Source organism: Actinoplanes subtropicus (genome assembly GCF_000721705.1).
Classification (GTDB): Bacteria; Actinomycetota; Actinomycetes; order Mycobacteriales; family Micromonosporaceae; genus Actinoplanes; species Actinoplanes subtropicus.
On sequence record NZ_JOJL01000032.1, the window covers coordinates 40004 to 65536 of the forward strand.

The following is a 25533-nucleotide window of genomic DNA, read 5'->3' on the forward strand; positions in this document are numbered from 1 at the left end:
TTGTCTGCCATGAATTGGAGAATCCGATGACACAGCCCCTCAGCAGACGCACATTCATCATCGGCACGGCCGGGCTCGCCGCCGCGGCGGCGGCCGGCGCGGCATGGGAGCCCGGAAGCGCCGAGGCCGCCGCCCCGTACACCGCTTCCTGGCCGTCGGTCGACACCCACCCGCCGGCTCCGGAGTGGTTCCAGGACGCCAAGTTCGGCATCTACTTCCACTGGGGCGTGTTCAGCGTGCCCGCCTACGGCGACGAGTGGTACCCGCGCAGGATGTACATCAGTGGCGACGCCTGCAACACGCACCATGTCGCCACGTATGGCCAACCGTCCGCGTGGCCGTACCACAACTTCATCAATGGGGCCAACGATCTCAACGGCAACTTCACCAAGTTCGCGCCGAAGCTGAAGTCGGCCGGCGGAAACTTCGACCCCAACGAGTGGGCCCAGCTCTTCGTCGACGCGGGCGCACGGTTCGCCGGCCCGGTCGCCGAGCACCACGACGGCTTCTCGATGTGGAACAGCCAGGTCAACGAGTGGAACTCGGTCGCCAAGGGGCCGCAGCTCGACCTGCTGAACCTGTTCGGCACGGCGATCCGGGCCAAGAACCTGAAGCTGCTGGTGGCCATGCACCACGCGTACCACTTCAACGGCTACTACGACCACGTGCCCGCGCAGTCCGATCCCAGTCTGCAGAAGCTGTACGGACAGCTGGGCACGACGGCGGAGAACCAGCTGTGGTACGACAAGCTCAAGGAGGTCATCGACCGGGCGCAGCCGGACATCCTCTGGGAGGACTTCGACCTCAACCTGGTCGACGAGACGCAGCGGCTGAACTTCCTGTCCTACTACTACAACCAGGCCAGCGGCTGGGGTAAAGAGGTCGTCGCCACCTACAAGGACGGCTTCGACAACAAGGGCGAGGTCTTCGATTACGAGCGCGGCGGACCGGCCGACCTCACCACACCGTATTGGCTGACCGACGACAGCATCTCCAGTTCCAGCTGGTGCTACACGGTCGGCATCGGCTACTACAGCACGCAGCAGATGCTGCACTCGCTGATCGACCGGGTCAGCAAGAACGGCAACATGCTGCTCAACATCGCCCCGATGGCCGACGGCACCATTCCTCAGGGCCAGAAGGACATCCTGCTCGGCATGGGGGACTACCTCGGCCGCTTCGGTGAGTCGATCTACTCGACCCGCGCCTGGACCGCCTACGGCGAGGGCCCGACGCAGATGGGCGGCGGCTCGTTCACCACTCCGCGGGCCGGCACCGCGCAGGACATCCGGTTCACCCGCGACAAGACCAACACCGTGCTGTACGCGACGGTCCTCGGCTGGCCCGGTAGCACACTGACCATCGCCACGCTCAACTCCACGCGGATCGACCTCTCCTCGCTGACCTCGGTGCGGCTGCTCAACTCGACCGCCGGCAGCTACACGAACCTGGCCACCCCGACGCAGGACGCGACGGGACTGCACGTGACTCTGCCGTCGTCGGCACCGTTCTCCGCCCTCGCGTACGTGGTCAAGTTCACCTTCTCCGGCCCGATCCCGGCCCTTCAGCCCGCCGCCACGGCGATGGTCTTCAAAGACGTCAACAACGCCGGTGGCAGCGCCCGGCTCACCCTCGGCAGCTACACCGCCGGCCAGTTGTCCGCGGCCGGGATGCCCACCCAGAGCATCTCCTCGCTGAAGCTCACCGCCGGGTACCAGATCATCGGCTACTCCGGCGACAACTTCACCGGCACCGCCTGGACCTTCACCGCCGACAACCCGGATTTGCGGAACACCGGCAACAACGACGCGATCGTCTCCCTGAAGGTGCAGTTCAACCCGGCGACCTACGTCAAGATTACGAACGTCACCGACGGGCTGGTGCTCGACAGCGGCGGCAACGTCGCGAGCGGTTCCAACCTCAAGCAATGGACCTGGAACGGCAGCACCAACCTGCAATGGCAGGCCGTCGAGCTGGGCAACGGCTACTACAAGCTGGTCAACCGGACCAACGGCATGGTCGCCGACGGGTGGGGCGCCACCAGCAACGGCTCCCCGGCCCAGCAGGCGCCCTGGAACGGCGGCACCAACCAGCAATGGCTCATCACCGACCAGGGCAACGGCCGGTACCGGATCGCCAACCGGACCACCGGCCTGGTCCTCGACGGCGGCGGTGCCGTCGCCGAGGGCTCGATCACCAAACAGTGGAGCGCGGACAGCAGCACCAACCTGCAGTGGACCTTCACCGCGCTCTGACCGCGGTCCGGCCGCCTGGGACGGCCGCGCGCGCGTCGTCGTCGAAGGTCGCCCGGAAGCGATCACCGATCTGTGTGTCATCGGACGGGCTGGGCGAGCAGTTGGCGGCCGGCCCGTTCGTGCCGTACGTGCGGACCCCGTAGGGCGACGCGGTGCTCAGGGCGGCCGAGCGCCTGGATGACCGGCTCGTCGACGGTGATCCCGAGCCCGGGTGAGTCGCCGAGGACGAATGCGCCGTCCTCGACGTCCAGGTCGAGGGTCAGGCCGGTGGGCGTGTCGAGGTTCTGCAGCTCGACGGCGAGGTGGTTGGGAACGGCGGTGGCGGCGTGCACGAGTGGTACGGGGGTGGTGCCGATCGGGCTGACCGGCAGGTCGTGGGCGTGTGCCAGGGCGGCGACGCGCAGGAAGTGGGTGACGCCCCAGCCGGCGCCGATCTGGACGATGTCGACGGCGCCGGCGGCGAGCAAGGGCCGGTACTGCTCCAGGCCGGTCAGGTTCTCGCCGGTCGCGACGGCGGCTCGGATGCCGCGGCCGACGGCGGCCAGCCCTTCGGCGTCCCACCGGCGGACCGGTTCCTCGATCCAGGTCAGGTCGAGGCTGCGCTCCAGCTCGGCGACGTGCCGGACGGCCTCCTTGCGGGTCCAGAACTCGTTGGCGTCCAGCATCAGGCCCGGCCGTCGCTCTCCCGTGGACTCGGCCAGCACGTCGTGGACGAGGTGCAGGCGGCGGCGGTCGTCGTCGAGGTTCCGGCCGCCCTTGAGCTTGGCGGCCCGCAGACCCCGTTCGGCGTATCGGCGGTAGACGGTCACCAGGTCGTCGTCGGAGAGGCCGAAGTCGAGGCCGGAGGCGTACGCGGGAACGACCCGGTCGCGGCCGCCGAGCAGCCGCCACAGGGGTTCGCCGGCGGCCTTCGCCTTGATGTCCCAGAGGGCGGTGTCCAGCGCGCCGATGGTGCCGAACACGGCGCCGGCGTGCCCCGCCTTGAAGGTGTGCCGGAGCATGCGGTCGTACAGCGTCGCGACGCACCGAGGGTCCTCGCCGTCGATCGCCGCGAAGACCGTATCGATCTCGATGTGGGGACCGAGTCCCACGCCGGTGATGCCCGCATCGGTGTCGACGAGAACGACCGGTACCCCGGTCACCCCGTCGGTGATCAACCCGTTGGCGTCGCCGACCGGGCGTCCCCAGTCCAGGACGGTGGTCAGCGTACGGAAGCCGGTGATGCGCATGTCAGCCTTTCGTGGAGCTGGCGGTGCCCCGGTCGGCACGGTGGCGTCGAACGTGAGGGACTTATTCCTTGGTGCCGCCGGCTGTCAGGCCGGCTACGAGGAAGCGTTGAGCGAAGAGGAAGACGATCAGTACCGGCAGTACGGAGATCACCGTCGCGAGCGCGAGCGTGGGCAGTTGCACGGATTGCGTTCCGGCGGAACTGGGATTGAACGCCGGCGTCGACGCCAGTAGCGAGGTGAGCCCGACCTGGATCGGGTAGCCGTCGCTGGAGGGCAGCATCACGAACGGCAGGAAGAAGTTGTTCCAACTCTGCACGAAGCTGAAGAACGCTACGAGGGCGACGATCGGCGCGGCCAGTGGCAGGGCCACCTTGCTGAACACCTGGAACTCGCGACATCCGTCGATGCGGGCGGCGGCGAGCAGGTCTCGCGGGATGCTCGTGGAGAAGTAGATGTAGGTCAGATACACGCCGAACGGGAAGAACGACATCGGCAGGATCACCGAGAGCGGACTGCCGATCAGGCCGACCGAGTTGAGCTCCAGGAAGATGGGCAACACGAGCGCGGTGTTCGGGATCAGCATGACGACCAGCGTGAGCACCAACAGCGCCCGGCGGAATCGGAAGCGCGTCAGGGCCAGCGCGTATCCGGCGGGAATGCTGGCGAGCAGGGTGATCACGAGCGCGCCCACCGCGTACAGCGCGGAGTTGCCCACCCACGTCGTGACGGCCCCGTCCTGGAAGTCGAACAGCTGATGCCAGTTGGCCGCCAGGTCGCCGAGCCCGCCGGGAGCGAACGGGTTGTCCACGATGAGGCCGTGTGCTGATTTCGTGGTCGCCAGCAGCAGCCAGGCGATCGGGATGACGAAGAACAGCACGAAGATCGCGAGGACGACGGCGACGATCGTGCGGCCGCTCCAGCCGCTGACGCCGGGCCGGTGGTCGGGTGTTGTTGTCGTCATTGCTCAGTCCGTCTCGAACAGGCCGCCGCGCAGCACGAACAGGGCCGAGAGCGCGAGGGCGATGACCAGCAGCAGCATCGAGATGGCGGCCGCGCCGTTGAAGTCGTTCTGCTGGAACGCGTACTGGTAGGCGAGCTGGTTGAGCGAGTAGTCGTTGGGCACGACCGCGTTGCTCGCCTGCGAGAGCAGTTGTGGCTCGACGAACAGCTGGGTGCCCGCGGCGAGCGACATGATTCCCATGTACGAGATCCACTTGCGCAGCATCGGCAACTGGATGCGCCAGGCGATCTGGATCGGGCCGGCGCCGTCGATGCGGGCCGCCTCGATCACTTCGGCGCTGATGTTGTTGAGCGCGCCGTACATGATCACGATCCAGCCGCCCGCACCGGTCCAGAACGCGATGATGGCGAAGATCGGGGGCAGGTGGGCCGGCACGATGACCTCGACGAAGCTGGACTGGCCCAGCAGCCGCAGCAGGCCGCCGACCGGGCTCGCGGTCGGGTCGAGCAGGAACAGCCAGAGCAGCACGCTCGACGCTCCGGCCAGCGCACCGGGGAGATAGAAGATCAGCCGCAGGGTGCTGCCGAGCCAGCGCACCCGGATGGCGTGCACGGCGATCGCCAGGATCGTCACCAGCACGACCAGCGCGATCAGCCAGACCACGAGGAAGTACGCGACGTGGCCGACGGCGGGCAGGAAGCGGAAGTCGCCGACGACCTTGGTGAAGTTGGCGAACCCCGCGAAGTCACCGTTGCCGTCGGTGAAGGCGAGGTACAGCGCGTACAGCGCCGGCAGGATCCCGAACGCGACCGTCAGGGCCGTGTAGAGCGAGATGAAGCCGTAGCTCATCGCGCTCCGGGCCCGGCCGGACCGCCCGCCGCGCGGCCGGTGCGGGCTGACCGCCGCCGGCCGCGCCGCCTGTGCAACGTTGGTCACTTGACCGTGTAACCGTCGACCTGGGCCTGGTTCTTGATCGCCGTCTCCCAGTCCGGGAGCAGGTCGACCAGGCTCTTGCCGCCGGCGATGCCCGGAGTCACGGTCTTGGCCCAGATCGCCTCCTGGCTGAAGATGCCGGAACCCCAGCCGCTCCAGATCTCGGTGCCGGCCTTCACGATGGGCTGCAGATCGGTCGCGTAGTAGCCGCTCGACTCCTGCTTCTTGATCCACTTGTCGGCGGCGGCGGCGAAGGCCGGGTAACCGGGCGCCACGTTCACCTGGTAGTCGTCGGCGGTCGTGACGAACTGGGCGAACTTCGCCGCGGCCTTGAGGTTCTTCGAGTGGCTGCTGATGAACCAGGTCCCGCCACCGACGTTGCCGGTCGCCGGCGTGTCACCCTGCCAGGCGAGCGGGTCCGCGACACCGAGCTGTCCCTTGGGCACGTTCAGCGACTGCGGGTTGTTGAAAAGGGCGCCGGCGTACCAGTCCGGTCCGGGCATGAGCAGGACCTTGCCGGAGTATTTCTTGACGAACTCCGGCGTGAAGACGCTGATGTTGGGCGTGGTGCCGTTCTTGATGAGGGTGTCGAGCATGCCGGCGACCCGCTTGCACTGGGTCGAGCCGGTGTCGACCGTGACGGAGGTGGGTCCGGTGATCCCGTTCGCCTGGCACTGGCCCGCCCAGAAGTAGATCTCGGGCGTGAACGCGTCGCCGACCGTCCCGACGATGTAGCCCGGGTGCTCCCGCGCCACCTTCTCGCCGAGCGCCTGGTACTCCTCCCAGCTGGTCGGCACCGAGTAGCCGAACTTCGCCAGCAGGCTCTTGTTGTACCAGAGCACCACCTGCGCGAGGTCGTTGCGCAGGCAGTAGACCTTGCCATCCACCGTGCACGGGTTGAGCGAGCCGGGCGTGAAGCCGTCGAGGGTGGCCTGGGGGATCAGTCCCGCGTTCAGCGGGGCCGCGAACGCCTGCCTGCCGCCGGACTTCTGGCTGGCCCACGCCGCGTCGTTGTTCTGCGAAGAGAACACGACGTCCGGCCAGCCGCTGCCGGCCCGGTCGAACAGTTGCATCTTCGTACGGAAGGAGTTCGACCCGTTCGACGAGCCGTCGTAGGTGACCACCTTGACCGGCACGTCGGGATTGGCCTTCTTGAACGCGTCGACCGCGCTCGACCGGTCGGCATCCACCCAAACCGTGATCTCGGCCTTGTCATCCTGGGTGACCTGCGGAAAGCCGTAGGCGCCGACCGAGGCGCCGGCGTTCTTGCCGCCGCCGCAAGCGGCCAGCGCCAAAGCGATGGCGAGAGCTCCAGCGGCGCCGAGGACACGCGAAGGCCGTGGCGCCCGTGTGAATCCACTCATGTTGAGGTCCTTTGCCGGAAAGCGCGTTGACCAGAGGCTGATCGTCACGCGGCGTAAGAGCATACGTATTATGTTTCCTGGTGATCACCAGTGAGGGCAACGTAAGTCGTATGATGACTGATGTCAACCATGCGTGCGTTAGGCTGAGCGCGCCTCGCTGAGCAGCGGGCCGATCGGGAGGGGACATGACGGCAGCCGAGTCATCCGCGTTGAGCGCGCCGCCGCCGGCCTGGACCCAGCGGCCGGCCAGCCTGGCCAGCGCCCTGGCGTCGGAGCTGGTGCAGCGCATCGTGCGCGGCGAGCATCCGCCCGGCTCGTCGCTGCCGTCCGAGCCGGCCCTGTGCGAAGCCTTCTCGGTCAGCCGCACGGTCGTGCGCGAGGCGGTGAAGATGCTTCAGGAGAAGGGCCTGGTGCAGGTCCGCCAGGGGTCCGGTACCACGGTGACCTCGCCGACGATGTGGAGCATGCTGGACGAGCTCGTACTGTCGGCGACCATCGCGCTGGAGGAGAGCCTCGACATCCTCGACGACCTGGTGGTCACCCGCCGGCTACTCGAGTCCGACATGGCGTACATGGCCGCCCAGCTGGCCGACGCCGAGGTCGTCCAGCGGCTAGGCGAGCTGGTCGACGAGATGGATCGCCTCGTCCAGGACCGTGACGCGTACCTGCGGCACGATCTCGCCTTCCACGACCTGATCATGCAGACGTCGGGCAATCGCCTCGCCCGCGCGGTGGTGCGGGCGCTGGAGAGTCAGGTGGTCAACTCCGCCCGGTACATGGGACGCGTCGAACCGGCCCTGTGCATGGCGTCCAACCGGGGACATCGGCGCATTTCGGAGCGGATCGCGGCGGTCGATCCGGCCGGCGCCTCCGCGGCGATGTTCGACCACATCACCGAGGCGTGGGTCGTGCGGCGCGCGGGCCACGGCACACCCCAGCGTCTACAGCGCTGAATCGCCGGGCGGATCCTCGTCCAGCCGGAAGATCTCCTCCGCCTCCACCCACCACTCGCCCGGTCCCGCGCTGGGCAGCGGCTCCTGGCACGGGTCGGTCAGCTTCCACCACTGCTGGCTGATCTCGTCGGCGCGGATCGCCGCCATGTCCGCGTCGTAGTCGTCGCCGACGTACTCGAAATAGGCGAAGAGCAGCCCGTCGCGAAGGAATATCGAGTAGTTGGTGATGTTGCTGGCCCGGATCCGCTCCTGGACGGCCGGCCAGACCGCCGCATGGAGGGCTCGGTACTCCTCCGCCTTCTCCGGTCGGAGGCGGATCACGCTGGCTACCCGTTTCATCCCGGCCGCGTGATCGCTGCGTGCGTGCTCGTGCATCGAGGTCCTTCCGACGGTGATTCCGCTCGGGGATCGGCTGCTCGTAGGTCAACTGCCGCGGTGGAAGTCCGGCCCGAAACATAAGTCGTATGACGTCTAATGTCAACTCTTGACGCGGCCGATCATCACACCCGTAATTACTACCTAACCGTCCGGACTTGATCTGCCATCGAGAACGCTTCCTCCGCCGGTCAACCCGGCCGGGAGGCGTCGGCCGCAGCGTCACGACGCGGTGGCCGGCACGGGCCGATCGGCGCGGCCTCCGTCACCCGCCGAGTCACCTCTGGTGTACCTGCCGCGCGCCGGCCACGGGCGGCTGCGTCCCGACCGTCCGGTCCAGCCAGGGGCACCAATGAATCGAATTTCGTCAATGATGGCGCCTGCCGGCCCGGCGGGCTCAGGTGACATGAGGAAGGACAGCACGATGAGACGCTTGCGCATCGTCGCGGGGTTGAGCGGAGCACTCGCGGCCTCGGTCGCCGCCGCCACCGTTCTGCTGCCCGCAACGCCCGCCTTCGCGGCGGCCACCAACTACTACGTCGACCCCGTCAACGGCAACGACAGCAACTCCGGCACCAGCACCGCGGCCGCGTTCCGGACGATCCAGGCCGCCCAGACCGCGGTCCGTGGCGTCAACGCGAACATGTCCGGCGACATCGTGGTCAACCTGCGCGGGGGCACCTACTCCCTGACCGGTCCCATCGCGTTCGGCACCAGCGACTCGGGTACCAACGGGCACAACGTGATCTACCAGGCCTACAACGGCGAGAACCCGGTGGTGACCAGCGGGCAGAGCATCACCGGCTGGAGCGCGGTCGGCAACGGCGAGTACCAGGCGTCGGTGGGTACCCGCAACTTCCGGCAGCTGTACGTCAACGGGGTGCGCGCCACCCGGGCGCGCTACCCCGACCTCGGGTCGGACTTCCAGCTGACCTCGGTCGACTCGGCCAACAAGCTGCTCAAGATCAGCAGTTCGCAGATCGCCAACTGGGGCAACTTCAGCCAGGTCGAGATGGAGCTCGAGCTGCAGTGGGCGGAGACCTTCCTGCGCCTGAAGTCGTTCTCGAACAGCAACGGCACGGCGAGTGTGTCCATTCAGGACCACGAGGCCGGCATTCTGTTCCAGCGCCCGTGGCCGCAGCTGGTCAGCGGCTCCCCCTTCCACTTCGAGAACGCCCACGAGTTCCTCAACGAGCCGGGCGAGTTCTACGTCGACACCACCGCGCAGAAGGTCTACTACCGACCCCGGGCCGGGGAGGACATGTCGACCGCGACCGTGCAGGCCCCGACACTGCCGACGCTGTTCACCATCACGGGTACCAGCCTCGACAGCCCCGCGCACAACCTGCAGTTCTCCGGAATCACCTTCACCCAGACCACCTGGATGGAGGCGAGCAACAACGGCGAGCTCAACGGTCAGGGCGGCAACTACAACATCTCCTCCGACACCAGCAACCACCAGTACGTCAACCGTCCGCCGGCCGGTGTCTACGTCGCCGACGCCGACAACATCTCCTTCACCGGCAACACGTTCACCCAGATGGGCGCCACCGCGCTCGACCTGCACCATGGGGTGCACAACAGCACCGTCACCGGCAACGTCATCTACGACATCGCCGGCAACGGGATCATGCTGGGCAAGTTCTCCGACCCCACCGTGGAGTACCACAGCATCTACAACCCGCCGACCAGTCCGGCCGGCGAAGACGCCCGCGAGGTCGTCAAGACCATCACCGTCACCGACAACCTGATCACCGGAATCGGTGAGGACTACCCGGGCACAGCCGGCATCGACGCGGGCTTCGTCAACAGCACCACGATCAACCACAACGACATCTCCGACACCCCATGGGCCGCCATCTCGCTGGGCTGGGGCTGGCAGTCCGCGGCCAACGCGGAAGGCAACAACTCGATCAGCTACAACCGGATCGGCAACGTCATGAACCGGCTGTGCGACAGCGCCGGCATCTACCACCTGTCCAACGACCCCGGCACCGTGATCAACAGCAACTACATCCACGACGTACTGCGCTCGTCTGCGGCGTGCGGCTCTGCGGTGGCCGGCATCTATACGGACGAGGGGTCGAACAACATGACCCTCTCGAACAACGTGCTGGCGCAGACCGACGGCTTCATCAACCAGAACGTCAACGGCAGCAACGTCACCATCTCCGGCAACGCGACGACCGGCACCTCGACGATGGAGGCGTCCGGCCTCGAGTCCGCCTACCAGGGGCTGGCGGCGAAGATCAACCTCGCCTACGGCAAGGCCACCTCGTCCTCCTCGGTGTACGGCTCGGGCAATACAGCGGACAAGGCCAACGACAACAACGCCGCCACCGGCTGGTCGCCCACCGGCGCCGACACCTCTGCCTGGTGGCAGGTCGACCTCGGCCAGGCGTACGAACTCGGCCAGTTCTCCCTCACCACCCGGCCGGACTACGACCAGCCGGAGACCCGGCAGAACTTCGAGGTGCGCGCCTCGAACGACCCGGCCTTCGCCACCTACACCGTCGTCGGGCGACAGGGCTCCAGCAGCCTGGCCTATGGATCGGTGCTCAACGGCAACATCGATGCACGTCAAAAGTTCCGCTACGTGCGGGTCGCCAAGACCGACGGCGGCTACTTCTTCATCTCCGATTTCTCCCTGCAGCAGGCCAACGGCGCACTCAGCGCGGCCACCGCACCCAGCTTCAACCCCTCGACCTTCTACACCATCACCAACGTCAACAGCGGACAGGTAGTCGACGTGAACGGCGCCGCCACCACCGACGGCGCCGGCGTCATCCAATGGCCAAGCCACGGCGGCGCCAACCAGCAATGGAACATCGTGCAGGTCAGCGGCAACCTCTACAAGATCGTCAACCGGAACAGCGGCAAGGCCCTCGACGACAACGGCGCCTCCCACTGGCGAGGGACCACGCTGGTCCAATGGACCTACAACGCCGGCAACAACCAGCTCTGGTACTTCGAACCGGTCACCGGCGGGTACGTCATCCGCAACTTCGAGTCGAAGCAGGCCCTGGAAGTCTCCGGAGCCTCCACCACCAACGGCGCCGCCCTCGACCAGTGGATGGCGCTGAACCAGAACAACCAGATCTGGACCATCCAGTGATCCAGCAGGCCTGACACCGGCAACTTCACCATCTGCCAACCCGCTGGCCCGGGCGCGAACTCCCCACGCGCCCGGGCCGGCGCACCAGACCCGCAAGGACTTGCGGCCGTCGACCACGAAGACGGCGCCCGGGTAGGTCAGTGCCAGGCCCACACCTGGTTGGGGGCCGCGATGCGGGGCCAGATCACGACCGCCGACCCGTTGGTGGTGCGTCCGCCGAAGACGTCGAGCATCTGGCCGGTTCCCCGGTTGACCAGGGTGCCGTCGGCGCGCAGGGTCCACCGCCGGCCGGTCCCGCCGGTGCAGGCCGAGATCCGGGCCGTGGTGCCGCGGGTGGCGCCGGCCGGCACCCCCAGGCACCGGTTGCCGAGACGGTGAGGGTTCCGGAGGGGGTCATCGTCCACCGTTCGCCGGCCGACCCGTTGCAGGTGTAGATGGTGGCCGCGGTTCCGGCGGTCGAGGTCGCGGCCGCAGGCATCGGCCGGACCCGGCGCCGCGCAGGGCCCCGGTGCGGCCGCTGCGGGTGGGCGTGGCCGTCGGGGTGACCGGCGCCGGCGGGGTCGTGGTGGGGACAGGCGCGTGGGTGGTCGGCGTGGAAGCGGGGGTCGAACCAGTCGGTGTTGAAGACGCCGTTCGCCCACCAGGTGAGGTAGCTGTCGGCGGCGAACAGGCCGCCGCCGGCGGAGTCGCCCTGGTAGCCGGGGCCGAGCTCGGTGATGGCCAGGCCCATGTTCGACGCGCCGTACTTGGCGTACAGGGCGCGCACCCTGGTGGCGATGGTGGGGACGCGGCGGGTGGGTTCCGCCTTCGGCGTCGTGACTGCTCACAGGGGCTTGTCTCACGAGTTCTCCTCAGCTGACGCGGTTCCCGCCGGTTCGGGACCCGCACAGAAGAGAGCCGCCACCGCGCGGATGGTTGCCCGTGGTCCGGCTTCTCACACGCCTGCCGCCTGGGTGTCGCCACTCTCGGTGTAGCGGGCGGCGTGGCGGCCCGGTGGAAGGCCGAACAGGCGCCGGTATTCGCCGCTGAACTGGGAGTCGCTCTCGTAGCCGCCCGCGAATCCGACCGCCGCCACGTCGCCCGGCCCGGCCAGCAGGCGGCTGCGGGCAGCGTGCAGGCGGACCAGTTTCTGGAACTGCAGCGGCGTCATCGTCGTGATGGCGCGGAAGTGGCGGTGCACGGACGTCACGCTCATGCCCGCCACCAAGGAGACCGCGGAGACCACCACGGCGACCCGGACCGAGTGGGCGGCGACCGCCGACGGGCTGCGGGTTGAGCCCGGCCGCGGTGGTCACCGGCCACAAGAACCCGGACCGGCCATCCTCGGCGAGACCGCGGCGTGCCTGCCTCGTGATGATCGCCTAGTGAGGAACCGGAGAGATGGTCCATTGCTGCTGGGCGGTCGAGTCGTACGTCCACTGGTTGATGTCGGCGCCGTCGGCCGAGGAGGCTCCGGCGACGTTGAGGGCGAGGCCGCTGAACCGGTTGACCAGGATGTAGTAGCCGCCGCCGATCGGGGTGATCGCCCAATGCTGCTGGGGTACGTTGTCGTCCGGCCCCAGGGCGACTTTGCCGCCGTCCGCGCGGGACAGGGCGGCGACTTCCATGAGCGTGCTGGCGGCCACGTTGCGGACCTGGTAGTAGCCGTTGCCGGCGGCGAGCAGCTGCCACTTCTGGCCGGCGGCGTCGCTCCAGGTGCCCTGGACGATGTCGGTTCCGGCGGTCGAGGCCACCTTGCCGCTGTGCCGAGCCGCCAGCAGATAGGTGCCACCGGCCAGCGGCCGTTCGGAGACCTTGACCGGTTCGGCCCGCCGGCCGCCGATGTGCAAGCCGCTGATGTTGGCGTAGCCGCCGGTCGCCTTGTGGACCTCCAGCCGGAGGAAGGCCGCCTTCCGCTCGGGCCATTCGGCGATCTTGGTGGTGATGTTCGGTGCCCAGGTGCCGGCGGCCGCCTCGGTGAAGGTGACCCCGTCGACGCTCGTGGAGATGGTGTACGAGGTGACGTCGCCCGCGGTGAGGTAGTCGCGGTTCCACTGTTTGGGCAGGTATTCCACCGCGGAGATGCTGCTCCAGACGCCGCCGAGGTCCACGGTGATCGACTGCGGCAGCGGCAGGCTCCAGGTGGACCAGCACGTCTCGAAGCCTTTGTCGCTGAGCCCGTCGATCGCGCGCAGCGGCCCCTCCCCGGAGTGGAACGCGGTCGCGTACGCGTTGACCGGGGTGACCTGGTGTTCGCATCTCGCCGGCTGGGCCGGCAGCGGCGGACGCTTCACGGGCCGCCAGGCCGATCCGACCTCGGTGAGCCGGGCAACGATGTTGTCGTCCAGCCGTCCGTTGCGGTTGGGCGGACAGTTGAGGATGAGCGATGTCCACTTGGGCTCGAGGTCGGCAAGATGGTCGAGGATCGCGTCCTTGCCCATCGGTTCGGTCGTGGGCGTCGACGGGTGCCAGAACCAGCCGTTGCTGATGGTCTGGCCCTGAATGCCGGCGTACCGGTTGCCGTCCGGTGCGGTGACGCCCAGCGGTTCCTCGAAGTAGATCGCGTCCCCGAGCCACGGTTGGGACAGTCCGCCGTGGTCGATCATCACGATGCCGGGCTGGAGGGACTTCACCAGCCGCTGCACCTCCCGGTACGGCAGCGCCTGCTGGCCCATCTGCCATGCGTATCCGTCGGTGACGAACATGTCGATCCTGCCGTAGCCGGTGAGCAGTTCGCGGATCTGGCCGAGTACGTAGGTGAGGTCGCCGGGTTGGACGGCCTCACTGGCCGGCACGCCGTGGCGGCTGTCGTATGCCTGGACGTTGTAGGTGCGGTCCCAGATGGAGAAGTAGAGGCCCACCTTGAGTCCGCGGGATCGGAATGCTCGCACGTACTGGGCGACGATGTCGTGTTGGTAGCCGCTGGCGGAGATGTTGTAGGTGCCGTACCTGGAGGGCCACAGACTGAAGCCGTCGTGGTGCTTGGTGGTCAGCACGCCGTAGCTCATGTTCGCGGCGAGCGCCGCCTCGGCCCATTGGTCGCAGTCCACCTGCGGTGGTGCGAAGAGCTTGGGGTTCTGGTTGGGGGCGGCCCATTCCTCGTCGGTGAACGTTCCCATGTTGAAGTGGTTGAACATACCGAAGCGGCGATCCGCGAAACCTCGCAGGTCGGCCGAGCGGGCGGGCGACCGCGCGGCATGGGCCGCTTCCGTGCCCGTCGCCGCGGTCGAACCGGCGGCGGTGGTCAGCCCGACGGCGGTCAACAAGGTCCGGCGGGACAGCCGGGAATGCAACATGCAGTCCTCCTGCAAAGGCGATGACGTGGGGGCAAGCGCCGGTCCGGCCGTCGTTCACGGTCGCCCGGACGACCTGGGCCGGGTCGGCCGGGGCGGGGATGTTACGCGAGAGTTTCAATCGCCTGATCGGCGGCTGTCAATAGCAAAGATGGGATTACTGTAGGTCAGGATGAATAGTACATTCGGCACAAAGATGCATGTACGGCACCCACAGAAGGCTATTTCGGCGGCAGGATGGACGTACCTCTCGGGACCGTCTATAAATACATCCCATGTCCGCTAGGTAGGCGACGGCCCTCACCCGACAGCCCGATACTTTCTCCGGCGGGCTGATCACTCGGCGAGCCAGCGGCCCGACTGGTCGCGCCAGCCCTTCGCGAGGCGGCCCGGCGGGAACGGGCCGACCTGGCGACGCGGCGGCAGCGTGGAGTCCAACTCGACCATGTAGCCGGCGGTCGGCATGTTCTCGCGGTGTTCGACGGCGGCGATGCGCCCGTAGTGCTGGAAGTTCAGGATGTACGGATCCGCGTCGTACGGCGGCAGGACCGTGACGAGGTCACCCACTTTGAACGATTCGTTCCGGGGTGGGCCGGCATGCGGCATCGTCGCCTCCCTGAGCAGTCCTTCTCCTACGAAATGTAGGACCCGGAGTCGGTCGAGGAAAGTCACCGGTCGGTCACTGATCGCGTCCGGACCTCCGAACACGTCCGAGATCGTGACGAGCCGGACGCCGTGGGCCATTCGGACCATCCACATCGTACGAATGGGCAGCAGTCGATGTGATCTTGATCGACCCCTGGATCAGCCTCGTAGTGCGTGGTGGCGGGTTAGGGGCCCGCCTACAACCCCTGGGGGAAATTGTGTTGAGCACGACTCGGTCGCGCGTACGCGCGCTGTCCGTGGCCGGCATGGCCGCCGTCGTCGCGGCGATCGGTGCGGTCACCTTCAACGCCAACGCGGCGACCACGGCACCCGACTTCCGCTCCGTAGCGGTGCCGACGGCCATCGCCGACATCATCAAGCCGCCCGCCGGGTCGCGACCGGTCGGGGCGTACGTCGTCACCAAGGGCACGCAGAACTACACCTGCGCGGCCGACGGCACCTACTCGGCGCCGTCCACGCCGGAGGCGCAGCTGATCGGCACCGGCGGGCGGGTGCACCACTTCGCCGGGCCGAGCTGGCAGTCGCTGCGGGACGGCTCGCTGGTGACCGCCAAGAAGATCCAGGCCAACCCGCGAACGGGGGCGATTCCGGAGTTGCTGCTGCAAGTCACCAGCCACACCGGGACCGGGGTGCTGAGCAAGGCGGACTGGATCAACCGGCTGTACACCACGGGCGGGGTGGCGCCGGCCGGGTCCTGCACCGCCGGTCAGACGGTGCAGGTGCCCTACGGCGCGGTCTACGTCTTCTGGGACGACCCGGCGATCAGCTCCTAGCGAGCCAGAACCGCAATCCCAGTGACTCGTCGGTGAGCACACTGTCGTTCGCCCCCGGTTCGCCGGGGGCGAATGTCGTTGCGAGGACCTCGTCGGCGACCAGCACGGCGTGCTCGGCGAGCGCGAGGGCGGTCTCCTCGTCCGAGGTGGCGTAGCCCAGCGCGATCCGGTCGGCGACGTCGAGGCCGCTCGCCTTGCGGGCCTCCTGGATCTGCCGGATCGCCTCGCGGGCCCGCCCGGCACGCAGCAACGAAGGGGTCAGCTCGAGGTCGAGGGCGACCGTGGCGCCGGCGTCCGAGGCGACGGCCCAGCCGGCCCGGGGCGTCTCGGTGATGATGACCTCGTCGGGGCCGAGCGCGATCGGTTCGCCGTCGACCTCGATCGTGGCGGTGCCGGTCTCCCGGAGGGCGGCCGCGAGCGCGGCGGCGTCGGCCTGGGCGATCCCGCGGGCCACCTCCTGCACGCGTTTGCCGAAGCGCTTCCCCAGCGTACGAAAATTGGCTTTGGCACTGGAATCGACGAGAGATCCGGTGACCGGGGCGATGGCGCCGACGTTCAGCTCGGCGGCGATCTCGGCGAGCAGGTCGTCGGGCAGTCCCTCGGCCGAGGCCAGCGCCCGGGCGAGCGGCTGGCGCACCTTGAGGCCGGACTCGGCGCGGGCGGCCCGGCCCAGTTCGACGAGCCGGCGGGCGACGGCCATCTGGGCGGACAGCGCGGGATCACGCCGGGCCGGATCGGCCGCCGGGAACGCCGCGAGGTGCACCGACGCGGCGGCGGACGGGTCGACCGGGACGATCAGGTCCTGCCAGACGCGCTCGGCGATGAACGGGGTCAGCGGCGCCATCAGCAGGGTGACCGTGCGCAGCACCTCGTGCAGGGTGGCGAGGGCGGCCGGGTCGCCGCGCCAGAACCGGCGGCGGCTGCGGCGCACGTACCAGTTGGACAGGTCGTCGACGAACGCGCCGAGCAGCCGGCCGGCCTCCTGGGTGTCGAAATCAGCGAGCGCTTTGTCGGTTTTATCCACTAGATCAGACAATTCCGACAAAAGCCATCTATCAAGAACTGAGCGTTGTGTGGGATCGCTCGCCGACGGTGCCCAGCCGGCGGTGCGGCCGTAGAGGGCCTGGAAGGCGACGGTGTTCCAGTAGGTCAGCAGGATCTTGCGGACCACCTCCTGGATCGCCGTGTTGCCGACCCGGCGGGCCTGCCAGGGCGAGCCGACCGCGGCCATGAACCAGCGGACCGCGTCGGCGCCGTGCGTGTCCATCAGCGGGATCGGCTGGATGATGTTGCCGAGGTGCTTGGACATCTTGCGGCCGTCCTCGGCGAGGATGTGGCCGAGGCAAACGACCGTCTCGTAGGACGAGCGGTCGAAGACCAGCGTGCTCACGGCCATCAGAGTGTAGAACCAGCCGCGGGTCTGGTCGATTGCCTCGGAGATGAACTGCGCCGGGAAGCGACTCTCGAAGAGATCCTTGTTGGTGTACGGGTAGCCGAACTGCGCGAACGGCATCGACCCGGAGTCGTACCAGGCGTCGATGACCTCCTCGACCCGTACCGCCTCTCCCCCACACTCCGGGCAGGTCACCGTGACCTCGTCGATGAACGGCCGGTGCGGGTCCAAACCGGATAAATCGCGATTTGCCAGGGCGCTCAGCTCGGCCAGTGAGCCGATACAGGTCAGATGGTTGTCGGCGCACCGCCAGATCGGGAGAGGAGTGCCCCAGTAGCGGTTGCGGGAGAGCGCCCAGTCGACGTTGTTGACCAGCCAGTCGCCGTACCGGCCGTGCTTGACGGTCTCCGGGTGCCAGGTGGTCTTCTCGTTCTCCCGCAGCAGGGCGTCCCGGATGGCGGTGGTGCGCACGTACCAGGACGGCATCGCGTAGTAGATCAGCGCGGTGTGGCAGCGCCAGCAGTGCGGGTACTGGTGCTCGTACGGCTCGTGCCGCCACAGCAGACCGCGCGCCCGCAGGTCGGCGACCAGCGGCTCGTTCGCGGCCCGGAAGAACAGGCCGCCGACCAGCGGGATCTCCGGCTCGAAGGTGCCGTCCCGGCGGACCGGGTTGACCATCGGCAGGCCGTACGCGCGGCAGCTGGCCAGGTCGTCCGCGCCGAAGGCGGGTGACTGGTGGACGAGCCCGGTGCCGCTGTCGGTGGTGACGTAGCCGGCCAGGATCACGATGTGCGCGCCGGGCACGTCGACCAGGTCGAACGGCGGCGTGTAGCGCCACCGCTCCATCTCGCGGCCCGGGTATTTCCGGCCGGTGGCCACCCACCCGTCGGGGATCAACGCCTCGGCCACGACCAACTGCTCGGTCCCGTCGGTCACCGCCACGTAGTCGACGTCGGGATGCACGGCCACGGCGGTGTTGGAGACGAGCGTCCACGGCGTGGTGGTCCAGACCAGCAGGCTCGCCTCTCCCGCGAGCGGGCCGGAGGTGAGCGGGAACCGGACGTACACCGCCGGGTCGACGTCGGTCTCGTAGCCCTGGGCCAGCTCGTGATCGGAGAGCGTGGTCTGGTCCCGCGGGCACCACGGCGCGACCCGGAAGTCCTCGACCAGCAGCCCCTTGTCGAAGATCTGCTGCAACGACCACCAGACCGATTCGATGTATGCCGGATCCATCGTCCGGTACGCGTCGGCCAGGTCGACCCAGTAGCCCATCCGCTCGGTGAGCTCGGCGAACGCATCGGTGTGCCGGGTCACCGACTCGCGGCAGCGCTCGTTGAACGCGGCGATCCCGTACGCCTCGATGTCCTTCTTGCCGGTGAAGCCGAGCTCCTTCTCGACAGCGAGCTCGACCGGCAGCCCGTGGCAGTCCCAGCCGGCCTTGCGCTCGACGTGGAAGCCCTTCATCGTGCGGTAACGCGGGAACACGTCCTTGAAGACGCGCGCCTCGATGTGGTGCGCGCCGGGCATCCCGTTCGCGGTCGGCGGCCCCTCGTAGAACACCCACTCGGGCCGGCCACGGCTCTGCTCGAGGCTGCGGGCGAAAATCTTCTCGCGCCGCCAGAAGCCGAGGATCTCGTGGTCGAGCGCGGGCAGATCGACCTGGGCCGGCACCGGGCGGTACATCGCGTCTCCTCCGTCGTTGATTCACCGACAGAGGGACGAGGCATAGCGCGCCCCGCGGTACCACCCTCCTTGGCCACGACCTTCCGCGACCCGCTCTTGCCCACCACCGGCTCCGGGGGTGATCTTCGCGCCGCGCACTCCCCCAGGCTTCCACCGTCCCCGGGTCGCTATCGGCTGCGTGCGGCGGTACTCGTCCCCATCAACGCCGGCGCGGGCCATGGTACCAAGCTGCCGGCCGGTGCTCCGATCCATTACCGCGGCGAGCTGTCCAAGCAGGCCGGCGGTGGGCGGGCCGCGCCAACGGCGACCGGTTGGTAGGTTCGCGCCGATGATGGTGCACAGGATTCGTGCCGCCGCGAGCCTGCTGATCGCCGCTGCCGTGGTCGCATGGTGCGCGGTGGCCCTGCTCGCCGGCCTGAGCACGTTCGGGCGGGCGGTCGCGGAGGCCGGCGTACGGTCCGCCGTGGCCCATGCCGACCCGGCCGACCGGTCGATCCTCGTGCGGGGAGTGCCGGGCGGCGATGCCGGCACCGGGCAGCGCTGGGATGCGGCCGTCCGCCGCGCCCACCCGGGGATGGCGGTCGACGCCGCGGGCTACAGCAGCGGCCGGGCCTTCCAGCGTCCGCCGGCCGCCCGGATGGTGTCGCCGGCGTACGCGTCGATCACCTTTCTGGAGCACCTGCCGGCGCACGCCCGCCTCACCGCGGGCCGCTGGCCGAGCCCGGGCGCGATGCCGGTGCAGACGGCGCTCGGCGAGGCCGTCGCCGAGACGCTGGGCGTGCGGCCGGGCGACCGGATCCCCGTGGTCGATCGGCTCGACGGCTCGGTCACCTCGCTGGCCGTCACGGGCGTATGGCGGCCGCTGGACCCGGCCGATGCGTATTGGCGGCTGGCCCCGGACGTGTTCGCCGGCGTCGCGCCGCAATCCGCCACGTACGGTCCCGTGGTCGTCGACCGTGCGGACTTCGCCCGGTGGTTCCCGGGCAGCGCGTCGCTGGCCTGGCTGGTCGAGCCGGACCTATCCGAGGTGAGCAGCGGCAGTCTGCGGCGGCTGGCCGGGCAGGCCATCGCGGCCGGGACCGGGCTGCCGCCGCCGTCCGGGCTGGACCAGTCGGCGAGCCTGGAGACCGGCCTGCCCGATCTGGCGGAGCGGATGGCCCGGGCCGAGCTGGTCGGCCGGTCGGCGCTGGTGACGCCCGTGCTGCTGGTGACGGTCCTGGGCGGGTACGTGCTGGTGCTGGTGGCGTCGCTGCTGGCCGAGAACCGCCGGGGCGAGGTGGCGCTGTTGCGGGCCCGCGGCGCGGCCCGTGGCCGGCTGGCCGTGCTGGCCGCGCAGGAGTCCGCGGTCGTGGTCCTGCCCGCCGTGGTCTTCGCGGTCCCGGCGTCGGTCGCCCTGCTGGCGGTCGCCGGCCGGATCTTCCCGCTGTCTCGAGACCTCGGCCTGCACTGGCGGCTGAGCGGCGCCGCGTGGCTGGTGGCGCTCGCCGCCGCGGCGGGCTGTGCGCTCGCCGTCACCCTGCCGGCGCTGCGCGGCGGCGGCACGTACACCGCCGAGCTCGCCGAGCGCTCCCGCCCGCCGGCCCGCTCGCCTTTCCAGCGGATGGGCCTCGACCTGGCGCTGGTCGCTCTCGCCGTGGTCGGCTGGCTCCAACTGCGGCAGTACGGCACCCCGCTGGGCGGCACGCTGGGCATCGATCCGCTGCTGGCGTCCGGGCCGACGCTCGGCGTGCTCACCGCGACCGTGCTCAGCCTGCGCTTGGCGAGACCGGTCGCGCAGCTCGTCGGCCGATCGCTCGGGCGGAGCGCGGGCCTGTCCGCGACCTTCGGCGCGTGGCAGGCCGGCCGCCGCGGGCACGCCGGGCCGGTGGTGCTCGTCGCGCTGGCGGTGGCGGCCGGAACGGTGTCCTGGTGCATGGCCGGCACCGCCGCGCGATCGGTCGCCGACCAGGTCGACCTGAGGGCCGGCGCGGACCTGAGGCTCACCGAGGTCAGCGGTTCCGCGCCGGCCGGCCGGGCCGGGCAGCTCGCCGCGTTGCCCGGGGTCGCCAGGGTGCTCCCGGCGTGGCGGTACCAGGTGACGCTCGGCCCGGACGGCGGCACCGGCGACCTGGTCGCGGTGGATACGACCGCCGCCGACGTGGCCCTGGTCCGCAAGGACGTGGCGGGCGGCGACCCGGGCGGGCTCTACGCGCGGCTGGCCGCCGGCCGGGCTCGGGCGGCGCAGTCCGTGCCGGTCGCGGTGACTCCCGGCGTACTGGACCGGCTGCACCTGCACGTCGGCGAGTCCACGACGCTGACCCTCGCGGGGTTGCCGGCCCAGGTCGTGGTCGTCGGCACGATGGCGGCGGTGCCCGGTACGGACGGCGGCCCCGCCGTGCTGGCCGACCTGCCGACGCTGAGCTCGCACGTGCGGGCCCGGGACAATGCGACGCCGGCGCCGCAGGAGTGGTGGCTCGCGACGACCGCCGCGGGGCACCGGGCGGCGACGCCGGCCGCCGCGGCGCTGAGCGGCCTGCGGGTCACCGACCGGTCGGCGCTACGAGAGGAGGCCGCGCGGGATCCCTTCGGCGTCGGCGCGCGGGGCGCACTCTTCGGCGCCGCGGGCGGTTGCCTGCTCCTTGCCGCCGTGGGCCTGGCGGTGGACACGTGGGCCACCGCCCGACGGCGGGCGTCCGAGCTCGCCGTCCTGCAGACCCTCGGCGCCGGGCGGGGCCTGGTCGCCCGGTCGCTGCTCGTCGAGCAGGCGCTGCTGGCGGGCGCCGGCGCGGGCGCCGGGCTGCTTTGCGGCGTGCTGGTCGCGACCGTGACGGCGCCGCTGGTTCTGCTGACCCCGGCGGCGACCCGCCCGGTACCCGTACCGATCCCGCAGATCGACTGGTGGCGGTCCTCCGGAACGGCGATGCTGCTCCTCGCGATCGCGCTCGGTGCGAGCGTGCTGGCGACCGCCGGCTCGCGCGGGCGATCGACCGTCGCGCAGCTGCGGTGGGGATCGGATCGATGACCCTGCTACGCCGCGCCCGGACGACCGGCGGCCCGCTGGTGCTGCTCGGCCTGCTCGCGTTCCTGGCCGCGCTCCTGGTCACCGGGTTGCCGCGGCTCGCGAACGACTATCTCGACCGCGGCCTCCGCCACGACGTCGCCCGGCTGCCGTCCACCGAGCGCGACTTGACGTTCGTGTCACGGCCGCACCGCTACCGGCCGGCGCCGGCCGACCCGGAGAGTCTGCCCGCGCCGCTGCCCGGCCTGGTCGACCAGGACTGGCTCACGGTTCGGGTCGGGCCGACGGGCGTCCAGGCGTCCGGCGACTCCGGCCGGTTCGCCACGCGGTGCCCGCCGGTCATGTCGGTCCGCTGGATCACCGGCGCCGACCGGGAGATCACCATCGTGTCCGGGCGCGCGCCGGCCTCCGGTAACGGCGTCGAGGCAATGGCGTCCCGGGCCACGGCCCAGGCCACCGGCCTGACCGTCGGCTCGACATTCCGGCTGAGCGGGTCGACGGCCGGCCTCTCCCCGGTGCCGGTCCGCGTGGTGGGCATCTACGCCGAACGGGACCCGGCCGCGCCGACCTGGGATGACCTGCATCCCGAACCGGTGGCATGCCCGAGCGATCCCGACAACACCACCACGGTGAGCGCCGGGCTGCTGACGGATGTGGCGGGTCTGGCGGCCCTAGCGAAGGGAACCGGCGAGGTCACCGGCGAGTGGCGCTACCGGCTGGCCGAGCGACGACTCACCGTCGCCGAGCTGCCGCGGGTCACCGCCGCGATCGCGGCCGCGCGCCGTACCCCTCCGCTACCGGAGACGGCGCCGGCCGGCTCGCTGGAGACCACCCTGACCGCCTACCAGCGGGAACAGGACGCCGTCGCCGCCCTTCTCGTGATCGTCCGGGCCGGCCTGCTGGCCACCCTGCTAGGCCTCATCGGACTGGTGGCCGGGCTGGTCGGCCGGCGGCGGGCGGACGAGTTCGCGCTGATCCGGGCGCGGGGCGGGACGGCCGCGACGGTCGGCGTCCGGGTGCTGGCCGAGAACGCGCTGGTCGCCCCGCTCGCCGCGGCCGCCGGCGGGTTGCTCGGGTTGCTGCTGCCGGGCCGATCCGACGCGTACGCGTGGTGGGGCATCGTCGCGACGGCCGCCGTCACCACCCTGACCGCCCCGGTACGCGTGGCCCTCGCCCACCGCCGGGCGACGTTCGCCACCGGTCGCCGGGATCTGGGCCGGTCCGTCGCCCCGCGGGTGCTCATCTTCCAGGGGTTTCTCGTTCTGCTGGCCGGGCTCGGCGTGCTTCTGCTGCGCCGGCGCGGGTTCGGCCCGGCGGCCGGGGTCGACCCGTACCTGGCGCTCGTGCCGGTGCTGCTGGCCGTCGCCGCCGCGATCCTGGCCCGCCATGCGGTGTCGTGGCCGCTGCGCTACGCCGCGCGCCTGGCCGCCCGCACGCGCGGGGCGGTGTCGTTCCTCGGGCTGGCCGGCGTCGTCCGCCGGGTCCCCGGGTTCGGCTCGTTCGCCGTGCTCGTCGTCGCGATCGCGACCGGCGTCTTCACCGGCGTGCTCGCCGACACCGTCGCCCAGGCCCGCGACCGGGCGGCCGACGTGCAGGTCGGCGGCGACGCCAGGCTCTCCGGCATCGGGTTCACCGAGGCCACGGCGCAGCGGCTGGCCGCCGTGCCCGGTGTCACCGCGGTGGCGCCGTACTACGCGGACAGCGCCACGGTGCGCACCGACGCGCCGATCCCCGGGCAGGTGCGGCTGGTCGCACTGGACGGTCCGGCGGCCGCCGAGGTCCTGCGCAACAGCGGATCCAGTCTCCGGCTGCCCGCGGAACTGACCCGGCCGGGCGTGGTCGACGGACCGGTTCCCGCCGTCGTCTCGCCCGACCTGGCCGCGCAGCTCGGCGGGGGCGGGGCGATCGAGGTGCACGGAGTGTCCTACCGCCTCCGGGTGGTCGCGGTTGCGGACGAGGCGCCCGGGTTGGAGGTCGGGGCGCGCACCTTCGTCGTGCTCCCCCGGCAGGCCCTGCCCATTCCCGCGACCGCGCCGCTCCCGCCGAACGGGTTCCTCGTCGCCGGTGCTTCGCCGGACCCCGCGGCGCTGCGCGCGGCCGGCGACGCCGGCCAGCGCGACTACCTCGCCCGGCCCGGCGGCGAGCCGCTCGACGCGTGGGCACTTCCCGCCACGACCGTCACGACCTGGGCCGGGCAGCGCGCCGACTATCAGGACGGCGGCGTCAACCTGGTGCTCACCTTCGCCCTGGCGGCGGGCGCCGCCGGGGCGGTCGTCCTGACGCTGCTGACGGTCGGTTTCGTGGCGTCCGCCGACGCGCCCGCCCGGCGCGAGTCGGTGGCCCGGCTGTGGACGCTGGGGTTGTCCGCCCGCCGGGGCCGCTGGCTGCTCGTCTGCGAGCTGGCGCCGATGCTCGGCGCGGCGGTGGTGGCCGGCGGCGCGGCCGGATCGGCGCTACCCCCGCTGATCGGCCCGGCGCTCGGGCTCTCCCGATTCACCGCCGGGATGAACGCTCCCGTCCACGTCGACCCCCGCACGGTCGCCGCGGTGCTCGGCGCTCTTGCCGCGGCGACCGCCCTAGCATTGATCATCGATTCGGCCACGGCATCGAGGAGGTACGGGCGGTGACCCACGATCTGGCCGAACTGGAGCGTCAGGCCGCACGGCGGGCCGCGGAACGGGCCGGCGGCCTGGACCGGCTCGCCGGGCACATCGTCTGCGACGGGCTGGTCCGGATCTACCGGGCCGCCGGCGTCGAGGTCGTCGCGCTGCAGGGACTCGACCTGGTCGTCGACCGCGGCGAGCTGATTGCGATCGTCGGCGCGTCCGGATCCGGCAAGTCGACCGTCCTCAACATCCTCTCCGGCCTGGATGTGCCGACCGCCGGCCTCGCGAAGGTGGCCGGCTACGACCTGCTGTCGCTGTCGGCGAAGAGCCGCCTCGCGTACCGCCGGAAGGTGGCCGGCTTCCTCTGGCAGCAGACCGAGCGAAACCTGCTGCCCTACCTCACCGCGCGGGAGAACATCGAGTTGCCGGTACGGCTCGCCCGGGGCGGCCGTCGCCGGGCTCGTGCCCGGGCGACCGAGCTCCTCGAGCTGGTCGGCATCGCGGACCGCGCGGACCGCCGCCCCGACCGGATGAGCGGCGGCGAGCAGCAGCGCTGCTCGATCGCGGTGGCGCTCGCGAACGACCCGCAGGTGCTCTTCGCCGACGAGCCGACCGGGGAGCTCGACGAGGCCACCGCCGCGGACGTCTTCGGCGCGCTGCGGACGGTCAACGCCGAACTCGGCGTCACCGTGGTGGTGGTGACCCACGACCCCAACGTCGTGGCCGAGGTTCGCCGGGCCGTCGCGATCCGGGACGGGAAGATCGCATCGGAGGTACGCCGGGCGGACGGCGGTTCGGCGGCCGAGGAGTTCGCCGTGCTCGACCGGGCCGGCCGGATGCAACTCCCGGCGGCGTTCGTGGACGCCCTGTCCCTGCGCGACCGGGTCCGGCTCACGCTGGCGCCCGATCACGTCGCGGTACGCCCCGGCGACCGGACGGAGGCGGACCAGTGACCGA

The 25533-nt window shown here is 70.3% G+C and carries 17 protein-coding genes; 7 read left to right on the forward strand and 10 right to left on the reverse strand.

Annotated features, from left to right (window positions below):
* Window positions 1–26 precede the first annotated feature (26 nt).
* Window positions 27–2255, forward strand: a complete 2229-nt coding sequence (locus IH26_RS0138480) for an alpha-L-fucosidase (protein ID WP_030441220.1) — start codon at window positions 27–29, stop codon at window positions 2253–2255.
* A 77-nt stretch (window positions 2256–2332) separates the two neighbouring features.
* Here IH26_RS0138480 and IH26_RS0138485 read toward each other — a convergent pair whose 3' ends face one another.
* The 4 genes from IH26_RS0138485 to IH26_RS0138500 form a co-directional block, all read right to left on the reverse strand.
* Entirely contained in the window at window positions 2333–3484 is a 1152-nt protein-coding gene (locus IH26_RS0138485) for a mandelate racemase/muconate lactonizing enzyme family protein (RefSeq protein ID WP_030441221.1), read from the reverse strand.
* Window positions 3485–3545: 61 nt separating this feature from the next.
* Window positions 3546–4445 (reverse strand): carbohydrate ABC transporter permease, encoded by a 900-nt coding sequence (locus tag IH26_RS0138490; RefSeq protein ID WP_030441222.1) that lies wholly within the window; start codon window positions 4443–4445, stop codon window positions 3546–3548.
* Window positions 4446–4448: 3 nt separating this feature from the next.
* Window positions 4449–5381 carry a carbohydrate ABC transporter permease gene (locus IH26_RS0138495; protein WP_030441223.1) on the reverse strand — a complete coding sequence of 311 codons (933 nt, stop codon included), beginning with the start codon at window positions 5379–5381 and terminating at the stop codon, window positions 4449–4451.
* The gene (locus tag IH26_RS0138500; RefSeq protein ID WP_030441224.1) at window positions 5378–6742 is read right to left on the reverse strand and encodes an ABC transporter substrate-binding protein; all 1365 of its coding nucleotides are present in this window, start codon (window positions 6740–6742) and stop codon (window positions 5378–5380) included. Before IH26_RS0138500 ends, IH26_RS0138495 begins: the two co-directional genes overlap by 4 nt.
* A gap of 185 nt (window positions 6743–6927) precedes the next feature.
* On the opposite strand from IH26_RS0138500, the gene IH26_RS0138505 reads away from it, so the two are divergent.
* On the forward strand, window positions 6928–7695 hold the full coding sequence (locus tag IH26_RS0138505) for a FadR/GntR family transcriptional regulator (protein ID WP_030441225.1): 768 nt from the start codon (window positions 6928–6930) through the stop codon (window positions 7693–7695).
* Here IH26_RS0138505 and IH26_RS0138510 read toward each other — a convergent pair.
* Window positions 7684–8070, reverse strand: a complete 387-nt coding sequence (locus tag IH26_RS0138510) for an L-rhamnose mutarotase (RefSeq protein WP_245665879.1) — start codon at window positions 8068–8070, stop codon at window positions 7684–7686. The two genes, IH26_RS0138505 and IH26_RS0138510, sit on opposite strands and share 12 nt — an antisense overlap.
* 424 nt (window positions 8071–8494) lie before the next feature.
* Between IH26_RS0138510 and IH26_RS0138515 the strand changes: the two genes are divergently transcribed.
* Window positions 8495–11185: an RICIN domain-containing protein gene (locus tag IH26_RS0138515; RefSeq protein ID WP_030441227.1), complete on the forward strand. Its 2691-nt coding sequence runs from the start codon at window positions 8495–8497 to the stop codon at window positions 11183–11185.
* A 137-nt stretch (window positions 11186–11322) separates the two neighbouring features.
* Here the strand turns inward: IH26_RS0138515 and IH26_RS64310 are convergent, their stop codons facing one another.
* From IH26_RS64310 to IH26_RS60340, 4 genes are all read right to left on the reverse strand, one after another.
* Window positions 11323–12027 carry a ricin-type beta-trefoil lectin domain protein gene (locus IH26_RS64310; protein WP_342668335.1) on the reverse strand — a complete coding sequence of 235 codons (705 nt, stop codon included), beginning with the start codon at window positions 12025–12027 and terminating at the stop codon, window positions 11323–11325.
* A 92-nt stretch (window positions 12028–12119) separates the two neighbouring features.
* Window positions 12120–12380 (reverse strand): helix-turn-helix domain-containing protein, encoded by a 261-nt coding sequence (locus IH26_RS0138525; protein WP_084599450.1) that lies wholly within the window; start codon window positions 12378–12380, stop codon window positions 12120–12122.
* A gap of 166 nt (window positions 12381–12546) precedes the next feature.
* Window positions 12547–14460, reverse strand: coding sequence for an alpha-L-fucosidase (locus tag IH26_RS0138530; protein ID WP_034216822.1), 1914 nt, complete (start codon window positions 14458–14460; stop codon window positions 12547–12549).
* Between the two features lie 333 nt (window positions 14461–14793).
* The gene (locus tag IH26_RS60340) at window positions 14794–15024 is read right to left on the reverse strand and encodes a hypothetical protein (RefSeq protein ID WP_157437586.1); all 231 of its coding nucleotides are present in this window, start codon (window positions 15022–15024) and stop codon (window positions 14794–14796) included.
* 296 nt (window positions 15025–15320) lie between these two features.
* Between IH26_RS60340 and IH26_RS0138540 the strand changes: the two genes are divergently transcribed.
* Window positions 15321–15896, forward strand: a complete 576-nt coding sequence (locus tag IH26_RS0138540; protein ID WP_030441232.1) for a DUF3455 domain-containing protein — start codon at window positions 15321–15323, stop codon at window positions 15894–15896.
* Here IH26_RS0138540 and ileS read toward each other — a convergent pair.
* On the reverse strand, window positions 15886–18972 hold the full coding sequence (ileS, locus tag IH26_RS0138545; RefSeq protein ID WP_030441233.1) for an isoleucine--tRNA ligase: 3087 nt from the start codon (window positions 18970–18972) through the stop codon (window positions 15886–15888). The genes IH26_RS0138540 and ileS overlap by 11 nt on opposite strands.
* A 328-nt stretch (window positions 18973–19300) precedes the next feature.
* Here ileS and IH26_RS0138550 point away from each other — a divergent pair, with 328 nt between their 5' ends.
* Genes IH26_RS0138550 through IH26_RS0138560 form a run of 3 tightly spaced genes read left to right on the forward strand, consistent with a single transcriptional unit; the run spans window position 19301 to window position 25529 of the window.
* Window positions 19301–21973: an FtsX-like permease family protein gene (locus tag IH26_RS0138550; protein WP_030441234.1), complete on the forward strand. Its 2673-nt coding sequence runs from the start codon at window positions 19301–19303 to the stop codon at window positions 21971–21973.
* Window positions 21970–24597, forward strand: coding sequence for an ABC transporter permease (locus IH26_RS0138555; RefSeq protein ID WP_051809270.1), 2628 nt, complete (start codon window positions 21970–21972; stop codon window positions 24595–24597). The genes IH26_RS0138550 and IH26_RS0138555 overlap by 4 nt, the downstream gene beginning before the upstream one ends.
* The gene (locus IH26_RS0138560) at window positions 24594–25529 is read left to right on the forward strand and encodes an ABC transporter ATP-binding protein (protein WP_030441236.1); all 936 of its coding nucleotides are present in this window, start codon (window positions 24594–24596) and stop codon (window positions 25527–25529) included. The genes IH26_RS0138555 and IH26_RS0138560 overlap by 4 nt, the downstream gene beginning before the upstream one ends.
* Window positions 25530–25533 lie beyond the last annotated feature (4 nt).